Below are 11340 nucleotides of genomic sequence, written 5' to 3'. Positions count from 1 at the left end.
GCGCCGCGTGCGGAGGGTGGTGCGGGGGGATCAGCGGCGGCGGGCGCGGGAGCGCGGGCGCGCGGGCGGCAGCTCCGGCGGCACGACGACCGGGCCGACCGTGCCGACCAGCTCGCCGATGCCTTCGACCGTCATCCGGACTTCGTCGCCCTCCTGCAGGGCGGGGAGGGTCGAGCCTCGCCCCCACAGCTCGCCGAGGCATCCGCCGTTGCCGACCGTGCCGCTGCCGAGCACATCGCCGGGCACGACCCGGGCGTTGCGCGAGGCGTAGGCGACGAGCTCGGGGAAAGGCCATCCCATGTTCGACACCAGGTCCTCGCCGACGAGGTCGCCGTTGACGCGCACCTCGGCGCGGACGGCGAGGAACCCGTCGGCGTCGAGATACTGCTCGAGCTCGTCGGCCGTGACGATCCACGGGCCGAGGGCCGTGCCGAAGTCCTTCCCCTTCGCGGGGCCGAGGCGCACCTTCATCTCGCGGGCCTGGACGTCGCGCGCCGACCAGTCGTTCATGATCGTGTAGCCGAAGATCCGGGATGCCGCATCCCCCGCCGTCAGATTCGACTCGCCCACCTCCGGCGCGTTGCCGATGACGACGGCGACCTCGAGCTCGAAGTCGAGGCGCCTGGTGACCGGCGGCGAGACGGCGTCACCGGGTCCGAGGATCGTGTGCGGGTTCGTGAAGTAGAAGGTCGGCGCCTCGTACCACTCGGGGGCGACGAAGCTCCTGCCCTCGACCCCGGCGCTGACGCCCTCCACGTGCTCCTCGAAGGCCACGAAGTCGCGGACGGATGCCGGGACCACGGGCGCCAGCAGCCTCACGTGCTCGAGCGCCGTGCCGGGCTCGTCTTTCACACGGGCGAAGGCGGCGTGCGCGGCATCCACACCTCCCGCCAGGATGTCGGCAACGGTTCGGCCGTCCGGGAACGGGACGACGCGGTCGTCGATCACGAACCCCTCGCCGACCGAAGCCGCCCGCGCCTCCGAGCGCGTTTCATCTTGGCGCTCCGCTCCTGGGTCAACGACCGGGAGAGGAGTACCGGTCGTCGAGGGAGCGAAGCGAGGCGAAGCACCTGGAGCCTGCGAGGGCTCTTCCACCCACCGGGCGATCCTCATGCGCGCACCTTCGTCTGGAGGAGGGCCTCCGCATTGCCCGAGAAAATCCGCGCGGTGAGCTCTGCCGGGAGGTCGGCACCCCGCACGAAGCCGACCGGGTCGTCGAGCCCCATGTCGAAGGGGAAGTCGCTGCCGAGCACGACCTGCGTGCCGCCGGCCACCTCGACCAGGTGACGCACGGCCACGGGGTCGTGCACCACCGTGTCGAACCAGAGCCTGCGGAGGTACGTCGACGGCAGGTGCTCGCACCGCCGCGCCTCGGGACGCACGCGCCACGCCCGGTCGGAGCGGCCGATCGCGAACGGCAGGTACCCGCCGCCATGGGCGGTGACGACCTTGAGCCCGGGGTGGCGGTCGAGGACGCCCGAGAAGATCAGGTGCGACAGCGCGACGGCGTTCTCGGCGGGCTGTCCGACGGTGTTCGCCAGGTAGAACCTGTCGAGCCGCTCGTCGAGGCTGCAGCCGAAGGGGTGCAGGAAGACGATCGAGCCGAGCTCCTCGGCGCGGGCCCAGAACGGCTCGAGCCGCTCGTCGGACAGCTCGACGTCCCCCGCGAACGACGAGATCTCGACGCCCGCGAGGCCCCGGCCGAGGACAGCGTCGTCGAGGCACTCCAGGATGCGGGAGGGATGCTGGAGCGGTACGAGGCCGAGACCGACCAGCCGGTCGGGAGCCTGCGCGACATGCTCGGCGATGAGGCGGTTCGCCTCGGATGCGATCCACACGCCGAGGCCTTCCGGCGCCCACGGATAGAAGTGGTTCGGCGAGGCGCTGACCCACTGGCGGTCCACGCTCTGCGCGTCCATCGCGGCGAGGCGCTCGGCGACCGACGTGAGCTTGGGCACGCGTGCGCCCACCATCGGCCCCGACACGGCCTGACTCTCGGCGCCGTTGCGGCGAAGGTCGAGCGCGGCCGCCTCCGCCACCCCCTCGGGCGCGCGGCGCTCCACCTCCGCGTGCAGCGACGGCAGGAGGACGTGCGCGTGGACGTCGGTGATCGGTGCGGTGGTCGCGTCGCTCATGCGGGGAGCGCCATCTGCTGCGCGATGCCGAAGATCAGTCCGCCCGCGTCCGCGTCGCGGTCGCCGTCGATCTGCCACTGGCCGAGCTGGACGGATGCCTCGACGACCGCCTTCGCGCGCGGAAGCCGGCGCGCGTGGAAGGCGTCCCACAGGTTCTGGTCGAGCGTGTCGGACTGCACGAGCAGCTCGGTGAGCACCAGGGCGTCCTCGAGGCCCTGGGCGGCACCCTGGGCGATCGTCGGCGGGCAGCTGTGCGCGGCGTCCCCGATGATGACCACGCGGCCCCGGTTCCACGGCTCGTCGACGAGATGCTTGGTGAACCACGTGTAGTTGGCGTGCGCTCCGCCCTCGAGGTCGGCGCGGATGTCGTTCCACGGGCCGTCGTAGGCGCGGGACTCCTCGATCATGATGCGGGTCGCGTCCTCGTCGCTCACCCCGAAGCGGTCCTGAGCCTTCTCGACGAGGAACGCGTACATCGAGTCCTCGCCGGTGGGGGTGTAGCCGGCGATGTAGACGGGTCCCCCGTAGTAGAGCTCGCTGCGCTCCACCTCAGCCGGGCGCGAGACGAAAGACCGCCAGATCCCCATGCCGGTGGGCTCGGGCTTCTGCTCGATGCCGATGAGGTCGCGCACGGTGGAGTTGAGGCCGTCCGCACCGATGACGAGGTCGTAGCGCCCGGCGGACTCGTCGTCGACGAAGAGCTCCACACTCTCGGCATCCTGCTCGATGGCCGTCACCTTCCGACCGAAGTGCGCGTTCGCGCCGGCGCGCTGCGCGTGCTCGAGGAGGATGCGGGCCAGTTCGGGACGCGGCATCCCCATCGCCGACGGATAGTCCGGCCCGCCGGTCTTGACGTCGGGCAGCTGCGCGACGATGGGTGCGCCCGGTCCGGGGGCGCGGAGATTCAGCCCTTCGAACGCGTAGCCCGCCGCGCGGATGTCGTCCCACGCGCCCAGAGCGTCGAAGACGCGGAGGGCATTGCCCTGCAGCGAGATGCCCGACCCGAGTGCGCTGAGCTCGGGCTTGGCCTCGAACAGGTCGACGTCGACGCCGGCCTTGGCGAGCTGGATGGCGGCGGCGAGTCCCGCCACGCCGCTTCCGGCGATGGCGACCTTGCGGACTGCGGTCATGTCAGAACCTCTCTGTTCTTGTTTGCGGGGGATCTAGAGGACGGCGACGGGATTGACGGGCGACCCGACCGCTCCCGTGATCGGGAGAGTCGGAGCGGCGAGGAAGAAGTCGTACCGTCCGAGCCGGCGGCACGTCTCTGCGAGCTCGTCGAGGTCCCACATCTCGCCGATCGACAGGCCGATGTTGGGGATGACGACTTGGTGCAGCGGCTGGAAGGACGGCACGTCGAACTCGTTCGGCCGCACCTCGAAGCCCCACGTGTCCGTCGCGATCCCCGCGATCTGAGTGCGGTGGAGCCAGCCCGCGGTGGTCAGCGACAGACCCGCCGCGGGACCGCCGGCGTAGCCGTTCCAGCCTTCGCGGCGGGCGCGGGTGTAGCGCCCGGTGCGGACCACGACGATGTCGCCGCGACCCACCGCGCTGGAGGGGCCCTGGGCGGCGATCGTCGCGTCGAGGTCGGCCGCGGAGATCGCGTAGCCGTCCTCGAGCTCGCCGGTCTCGGGCCGCAGATGCCGGGCGACGTCGAGGAGGACGCCCCGGGTGACGAACGCCGTGCGGGTGTGCTCGATGCCGGTGACGAGGTCGCCGTCGCTCGTGACCACGTCGCCTGCGCGGCGGCCGTTCCACGCATCCCCGTGGTCGAAGATGTGACCGAGGCCGTCCCACTGCGTCGAGCACTGAAGGGGCATCGCGATGACGTCGTCCGCGCCGCCGATCCCGTGCGGGAACCCCTGGTTGCCGCGCTCGGCGTCGGTGCCGGTGTCCGTCATCGTGTGAACCGGGTTGGTCCGGCGACGCCACCCGGTCTGCGGACCGTCCGTGTCGAACGGCTGAGAGAGGGAGACGACGATGCCCTCGCGCACGAGACCGGCGGCCTCGACGCGCTTGGCGGCGTCGATGAGGTTGAGGGTGCCGAGACGGTCGTCCTCGCCCCAGCGGCCCCAGTTGCGGTACGCGCGGGCCCGGGCCGCGATCTCGCCCTCGGGGTTCTGCCGGTCGAGGTCGCGCGGGTCTTCGGAGGGGCCGGTCATACCGCGGGCCCCTCCGCGAGGCAGCGGACGACCTGCGTGCCCAGGCCCTCGATCGTCCCCGTCATGACGTCGCCGTCGCGCAGGTACCGCTTCCAGTGCTGGCCGTTGCCGGCGGGGCTGCCCGTCAGCAGCAGGTCGCCCGGCAGGAGCGGGAGGGTCTGGGATGCCGCGGCGACGAGCGTCCGGACGTCGAAGACGAGCTCGGCGGTCGTGGCGTCCTGCATCACGTCGCCGTTGAGCCGGAGCGTGATCGACAGGTCGCCGGGGTCGACGAAGGTCGCCGGCACCAGGAACGGCCCGGCGGGGAGGAACCCCGGAGCGTTCTTGGAGCGGTACCAGTCGGCTCCGATGTCGCCGACATCGGGCGGGAAGACCCGGTCGCGCGTGGTGATGTCGTTGACGATCGTGTACCCGGCGACGTGGTCGAGAGCGTGCTCGGGGTCGACGCGGAACGCCTCGCGGCCGATCACGACGGCGAGCTCGAGCTCCCAGTCGTGCGTCTGGCTGTAGTCGGGCAGCACGAGCGGCACGTCGTCGCCCACGACGCACTGCGGGAGGCCCAGGAAGATGAACGGACGCCCGCTCGCGGCGCGGGCATCCATGATGCTCTCCGCCTTGGCGCGCACCTCGTCCGGCGACAGGGCCGACTCCCCGCCCTTGGTGAGGCCCGCCATGATGAGCTGCACCACGTGGGTGCGGTAGTTGGCTCCCGCCTGCAGCACCTGCCGGGGCTCGACGGGTGCCGCGAGCACGACGTCGGCGAGCGGCATCCACCCTTCGACAGGCTCGGGGACCGTCGTGGAGCCGGGCTCGGCCAGCGCGTCCAGGCGATCCCAGTCGGCGTGCGCGAGGAAGTCGTTGAGGTCACCCGCGCCGAGGTCGTCGGCCGAGAGCGGCCGGATGCGGTCACCCGCGACGAGGCCCAGACGCACGGAATCGCCGTCGCGGAATCGTGCGAGGGCGAAGGGGGCGGCGAGCCCCTCTGACGTCGTCGTCATGTGTCCTCCGAGTTCGTGGCTGCCAACGTGGTGCGAGGGCGGGGGCGCCTTCACGCAGCGCCCCCACCCTCGAGCCTGTCAGCCCTGGCCGTGCTTGGCGTAGGGGTTGATCAGGGCGTCGCGGATCTCGTCGGGCACGCCCTCCTCCGTCGCCGACGGACCGTCGGCCGGGGGGAACGACTCCGTCATCGACATGGGCATGACGCTGTTGCGGTAGAAGTTGTTCGATCCCTGCGACGGGCGCCAGGTCTGGGCATCCCAGTCCGGCACGTAGTTGCGGTAGCCGCCGGTGTTGAGCTCGATGCGCAGCGTGGAGGGTTCGCGGTAGTAGAGGAAGTTCTGCTCGCCGATGCCGTGGATCGACGGGCCGTACTCGATCGGGTAGCCGTTCTCGCCGAGGATGTCGGCCGCGATGAGCAGCTCCTCTCGCGTGTCGACCCAGAAGGCGTAGTGGTTGACCCGGCCGGCGCGGGTCGAGCCGTCGAGCACGACGCCGAGGTCGTGCGACTTCTCGTTGGTCGTGAGCACGGAGAACACCGAGATCGGCGCCTCGTCGAGGACCGTGCGGGCCATGAAGCGGAACCCGAGCACGTCGACGTACCACTTAACGAAGGCGTCGACGTCGCTCGTGGCGACGGTGACGTGGTCGAGCTGTCGCGGTGCGCCGGCGACCTTGCTGCGGCGCGAAGGGCGGTCGGGGTAGATCGACGCGGCGTCGCCCTCGGTGTCCTTGTGACGGGTGACGTCCCAGTGCAGCGTCAGCGTGTGGCCGAAGGGGCCGGTGAACCGGTAGGCGCGGCCGATCTTGTGCACGTCGACCCACTCGCCCTGGACGCCGGCGGCCTCGATGCGCCTCGCCGCCTCCTCGAGCGCCTCGGGGCTCGAGGTGCGCCACGCCGCGGTGTCGAGCGACGGCTCGTCGCCCGGCAGCACCACGACCGAGTACGCGTAGTAGTCGCCCCAGCAGCGGAGGTACACGGCGCCGTCGACGCGGTCGACGACCGTGAGTCCGACCTGGTTGACGTAGAAGTCGACGGATGCCTCGACATCCGGTGACGTGATCGCCACGTACGACAAGTGCGAGAGCAGCTTGATCATCTTCGATCCCTTTCGGTGAGTCTTCGGGTGTGGTCCCGTCAACAACTTTCGTCGGAGACCGGCATATCAGGGAACGGCATATCGCCTATCTCACGGATCAGCACCGTTTATGAAGTGGATGCCTCGGCCCCGGCGTCCGATGCGCGGCGCCAGATCGCCTCGGCGAGCGCGGAATCGCGCGCGTAGTCGGCCAGATCGGACGGCATCGCACCCGACCGCACCGCTTCTGCGGCACGCCGGAGCGCGATGCGTTCGGCGCTCTCGAACCGCGTCGGCCAGACGCGGCGGAACGCGGCATCCGTCGTCGTGAGGCGGATGTCACCCTCCTCGAGCTCGACCTCCAGACGCGTCTCGCCGAGCGTCGTGGCGCGGATCCTCCCGCACGGCGGAGCGCCCGCCGATGCCCCTGCGACGAGGGAGACGGTGACCCCGCCGCCCGCATCGATAAGGGCCGTGCCCCGACCGTCGGCGAAGGCCGTCGAAAGGAGCGCCGGTGCCCCGGGCGCCAGCTGCCGGACCCACCCGAGCGCATCGCGGAGCGCGGCTCCGAGTTCGGCCGCCGACGCGTGGCACTCAACGACGAGAGCCGAGGCGCTCGGGGCGGCGGCCTGCGCCGCTTCGACGTCGGAGGCGGTGTCGGGTCGGAGGAGCGGCCGCTCGAGAACGACCGGCGCGCCGGCCAGGCGTGCGACGCCCGCGGCCGGAGCGGGAGCCGGCCGGCTGACCACGATCGCCGCGGCCCCTGCCGAGATCGCCAGCGCCGCGTCGTCCCACCAGCGTCCGGCGCCGTCGACGACGACCACCGAGCCGGCCGCGGAGTCGGACGTGAGGGCGGTCACCGGAAGCTCCCCGACCGCGCCGCGGTAACGGGCCGGCGCGGCGGAGACGGGAATGCTCATGCGGAGACCTCCACGAGCCCCGCAGTCGACACGACGGCCGCGGCTTCGTCTGCCAGCCGGAGCGCATAACGCACGTCGTCGAGCAGCTCCTCGTACTCCACCGGCTCGCCGAACTCGACAAGCTCGGCCAGAGCGCGCCATTCGGCGACGTACCCGTCGTCGTGCTCGCGCGCATAGGCCGTGTCGCGGCCGTCGATCGTGCGGACGCGCACCGAGGCGCTGCCGGCGTGCACGAAGGCGGGCGGGAAGTCCACGTCGAGCCGGTCGCGGTCGGTCGTGACGGTGAGGCGCCACAGTGCGTCGGCCCCGTCGGGGAGCATGACGGTCGTGAGCTGCACGGGGATGCCGCTCGCGACGAACCCGACCGCGTAGCCCACGGGCGCGAGAGCCCGCGCGAACACGATCCGCTCGAACCGGGGCGCGAGGTCGCGCACGAGCGGCAGATCGTGGATCGCGAGACCCGTCAGCAGAGCCCGCACGACTCCTGCGGCGACGACGGGATCGGCGAGGTCGGCTCTCGGTCGCGCAGGCGACGGTTCGAACGCCTCCGTGACGACGTCGTGATACCGGCTGTTCGGTGGCAGGGCGAGAGTCACCGAGATCGATACGACGGGCCCTCCGGACACGGTGAGGTGATGACGCGCCCGCCCCCACGCTGGGTCGTAGTAGTGGTTGGTTCCCACGACGAGCGGGATGCCCGCTCGACGGCAGGCCTCGATCACCTTCTCCGCGTCGGCGACCGTCGTCGCGAGGGGCTTCTCGCAGAGGATCGCGCGCTTGCCTGCCGCGACGCTCGCGAGGATCTGGGCAGCGTGGTCGCCAGGAGGACTGCAGATGGCGACGACCTCGACGGCCGGATCGGCGAGCAGTTCCGCCGTACCGCTCGACGCCCGGGCATCGGCGCGGGCCGCCAGGGTCGCCGCGCGTCCGCTCCCCGCGTCGGAGACGTGGACGACACGGAACCGGTCGGCCAGGCGCGCAATGGTCGGCAGGTGCAGGGCCGCGACGCCTGGCCCCGCTCCGATCACGCCGACTCCATGAGGCATCATCGCCCTCCCTCGCTTATGCGAGAAGACTACATAAGTTTCCCTCGATGCGACGATAGATGCTCTCAAATGGACTCATCCACCCCGAGCTTGTGTCAGAATCTGCTATGGCCAAGGAGTCCACACTGCGCTTCGGCGCGCAGACCGACGAAGTGACGAGCCTGCTGCGCATCGTGAACATGGTGCGCACGCACGAGGCATCCACCCGGCCCGAGATCGGGCGTGTGACAGGCCTCGGGCGCGGGGTCGTGACGCAGCGCGTCGATCAGGCCATCGATATGGGGTTCCTCGAAGACGGGGAGTTCGGTCCCTCCTCGGGCGGCCGCGCGCCGCGCACTCTGCGCTTCCGCAGCGATCAGGGTCGCATCGTCGTGTGCGCGCTCGGGGCCCTTCACATCCACGTGGGGGTCGCGCTCCTCGAGGGCGACATCATCGACGAGACGCACCGCGCGTGGGACGTCTCCCGGGGGCCGGCAGAGACCCTCGACACCGCCATGTCGATGCTCGACGAACTGCTCGCCCGTACGCCCGATGTGCCCATCTGGGGCGTGGCCGTGGGCGTTCCCGGCCCCGTCGACTTCCTCACGGGCCGACCGGTGGCACCGCCCATCATGCCGGGATGGAACGGGTTCGACGTGCGTCGCAAGTTCGAGCAGCGCTACGACGCGCCGGTGTGGGTCGACAACGATGTGAACCTCCTCGCACTCAACGAGCGGGCGCGCCGTCGGGACGAGCACGCCGATCTCATCTACTGCAAGATCGGCACGGGCATCGGCGCCGGGCTGCTCTCGCAGGGACGCCTCCATCGGGGGGCGAACGGGGCCGCAGGCGACATCGGCCACGTGCGCGTGCGCGACTCCGACGTGCCGTGCCGCTGCGGGAAGGTCGGATGCCTCGAGGCGGTCGCGGGCGGCTGGGCCCTCGTCCGCGACGCCGAGCAGGCGATCGCCGACGGCGCGACGGGGTACCTCGCGCGCGCGGCACAGACCGGCGAGGCCATCACGCCGGAGCGGATCTCGATGGCCGCCGAAGACGGAGACGCCGTCGCGATCGCCCTCGTTCAGCGGTCGGCTCGCGTGATGGGCGAGTCCATCGCGGCCCTCGTCAACATGTTCAACCCCAGCACGATCGTGGTGGGCGGGGCCGTTCCGGCGGCGGGCGAGATCTTCCTGGCCGAGGTGCGCCATCGGGTCTACGAGCTTTCGCTGCCGCTCGCGACCCGCGACCTCACCATCGCGCAGTCGGTTAACGACGTGCGCGAGCCCCTGCGCGGCGGAGCCGAGATGGTGCGCGAGCAGCTCTTCGACGCGACGTTCCCGCGGTGGTTCGCCGACGGGCGGCCGACGGTGCAGGGAATCTTCTCGGTCGCGGCGTGAAACACTTCTTCCGAAAATAGACAAAAGCAGGTAGATTCCTGTCTCAAGTCCGAGACACGAGGAAGTGACCCATGCCCGCACCCGTTCCCGCGCCCGCCGAGTAGGGCGCCATGTCGCTGCCCGTCCTGCTCCCCGACGCCCTCCGCTCGACCGAGTCCGGATTCGCCCTGCGGGTGAGCCTGCCGTGGATCCGCTCCCTTCCCCTCGCGAGCGTCGCCGATCTCGGCGTGGTCATCGACGGCGAGCCCGTCGATGTCGTCGTCGCGCTCGAACGGCATCGGGTCGCACCGTCCGCCCTCGTGTTCGAGTCCGGGTGGTGGTTCGTGCAGAACCGGCTCGTCCTCGAAGGGCGACGGATGCTGCGCCCCGGGCTGCGAGACGTCTCGGTGTCGTTCACGCTGGCCGTGCCGTATCTGCAGGCCGGTCCCGCGGGCCCGCTGACCCTGCCGTTCCGCGCCGACGCGGCGCTCGCGCTGGACGCGTCGGCCGAGGCATCCGGCTCCGCTCCCTCCGGGACGTGGTCTCGGCATCGGATCCTGACACCGGATCCGGATGCCTCGGCGGCGTTGATCCGAGACGAGCGCGTCGATCCGCGACCGGCGATCGGCGAGGCCGGCTGGGATCTCGGCGCGAGCGCGTTCAACTGGACGCGCGAGGTCATCCGCGCCGAGCGGCCGGCGACGGACATCGCCGTCGGCATCGTCGGAAGCGGCATCGCCTCGACCATCGAGGTCGAGCCGGGCCAGCTCTGGCGCTCCTTCCCGCAGCCGTCCGACGCGGAGATCGACGCTCTGGCCGCGCGTCTCGCGGGCGCCGGCGGGCGCGTGAGCGTCGTGGGCGGCAGCCTCGACGACTGGGCGCTGCCCGTGCGTCGCCGCTCGCTCGAGGAGCGGGCGGCGTTCCTGGAGCCGCAGCTGCGCGCCGCCGCCCGGCTGGGCGCCCGGGGTGTGCGGGTGCCGTTCGGGCAGGCAGGAGGCGAGCTGCTGCGCCGACTCCAGCCGGTCCTCGCCAAGCTCGACGTCGTGCTCTACGAGGAGATCCAAGGTCAGCAGAGTCTCGATGTGCCGGGGAACGCCGAGAATCTCGAGCTGCTCGCGTCGCTCGACGATCCGCGGATCCGTGTGCTCATCGACATCAGCATGCTCATGCCCGCGCTTCCCCCGAGCTACCTCGAGGAGCTGCGCGCCGGAGGTGTCGGCGACGCGCTGCTGGACCGGCTCGAGGACGACTGGCGCTCACCGCAGACGCACGCGGCCGTCCTCGCCGCGCTGCGCGGCGGCGAGGTGCCCCCCGCCGTGCACACGCTCTTCATGAATCTGCTCGTGCGCTTCGGCCGCTCGTCGGTCGCCGACCTCGAGCCCCTGCTCCCGCTCACCGCCGGCGTACACCTGAAGTTCTGGGACCTGGATGACGCGGACCGCCGCGTGTCGCGCCCCATCGCCGACATCGGCGCGGCCCTGGTGCGCAGCGGCTTCCGCGGCACGCTGACCAGCGAGTGGGGCGGCAACGAGTGGCTCGGGGACGACCCCGCCGCGATGACCCGCGCGCACCTCGCGCTCGCGCGCAGGGCTCTCGCGGAGGCGTCCGTTCCCTCCGCGCACTGAGCCGGGCGTCGCCCGAGGGCGC

10 protein-coding genes are annotated in these 11340 nt (G+C 71.4%); 2 read left to right on the top strand and 8 right to left on the bottom strand.

The window, feature by feature from the left end; translation table 11 throughout:
• Window positions 1-30: 30 nt before the first annotated feature.
• The 8 genes from EV279_RS03950 to EV279_RS03915 form a co-directional block, all read right to left on the bottom strand.
• On the bottom strand, window positions 31-948 hold the full coding sequence (locus tag EV279_RS03950; RefSeq protein ID WP_133541605.1) for a fumarylacetoacetate hydrolase family protein: 918 nt from the start codon (window positions 946-948) through the stop codon (window positions 31-33).
• Between the two features lie 161 nt (window positions 949-1109).
• Window positions 1110-2135 carry an amidohydrolase family protein gene (locus tag EV279_RS03945; protein WP_133541604.1) on the bottom strand — a complete coding sequence of 342 codons (1026 nt, stop codon included), beginning with the start codon at window positions 2133-2135 and terminating at the stop codon, window positions 1110-1112.
• Window positions 2132-3265 (bottom strand): FAD-dependent monooxygenase, encoded by a 1134-nt coding sequence (locus EV279_RS03940; RefSeq protein WP_133541603.1) that lies wholly within the window; start codon window positions 3263-3265, stop codon window positions 2132-2134. Before EV279_RS03940 ends, EV279_RS03945 begins: the two co-directional genes overlap by 4 nt.
• 33 nt (window positions 3266-3298) lie before the next feature.
• A complete protein-coding gene (locus EV279_RS03935) occupies window positions 3299-4297 on the bottom strand; it encodes a cyclase family protein (protein WP_133541602.1) in 999 nt (332 codons plus the stop codon).
• On the bottom strand, window positions 4294-5295 hold the full coding sequence (locus EV279_RS03930; RefSeq protein ID WP_133541601.1) for a fumarylacetoacetate hydrolase family protein: 1002 nt from the start codon (window positions 5293-5295) through the stop codon (window positions 4294-4296). Before EV279_RS03930 ends, EV279_RS03935 begins: the two co-directional genes overlap by 4 nt.
• A 78-nt stretch (window positions 5296-5373) precedes the next feature.
• Window positions 5374-6393 carry a VOC family protein gene (locus EV279_RS03925; protein ID WP_133541600.1) on the bottom strand — a complete coding sequence of 340 codons (1020 nt, stop codon included), beginning with the start codon at window positions 6391-6393 and terminating at the stop codon, window positions 5374-5376.
• Between the two features lie 107 nt (window positions 6394-6500).
• Window positions 6501-7292, bottom strand: coding sequence for a hypothetical protein (locus EV279_RS03920; protein ID WP_133541599.1), 792 nt, complete (start codon window positions 7290-7292; stop codon window positions 6501-6503).
• Window positions 7289-8341: a Gfo/Idh/MocA family oxidoreductase gene (locus EV279_RS03915; protein WP_243728427.1), complete on the bottom strand. Its 1053-nt coding sequence runs from the start codon at window positions 8339-8341 to the stop codon at window positions 7289-7291. The genes EV279_RS03920 and EV279_RS03915 overlap by 4 nt, the downstream gene beginning before the upstream one ends.
• A 104-nt stretch (window positions 8342-8445) precedes the next feature.
• On the opposite strand from EV279_RS03915, the gene EV279_RS03910 reads away from it, so the two are divergent.
• Window positions 8446-9714 carry an ROK family protein gene (locus EV279_RS03910; protein ID WP_133541598.1) on the top strand — a complete coding sequence of 423 codons (1269 nt, stop codon included), beginning with the start codon at window positions 8446-8448 and terminating at the stop codon, window positions 9712-9714.
• A 110-nt stretch (window positions 9715-9824) separates the two neighbouring features.
• Window positions 9825-11318: a sugar phosphate isomerase/epimerase gene (locus EV279_RS03900; protein WP_243728426.1), complete on the top strand. Its 1494-nt coding sequence runs from the start codon at window positions 9825-9827 to the stop codon at window positions 11316-11318.
• Window positions 11319-11340 lie beyond the last annotated feature (22 nt).

This window comes from Microbacterium sp. BK668 (assembly GCF_004362195.1).
Classification (GTDB): Bacteria; Actinomycetota; Actinomycetes; order Actinomycetales; family Microbacteriaceae; genus Microbacterium.
This window is presented reverse-complemented; position numbering and strand designations above follow the sequence as displayed.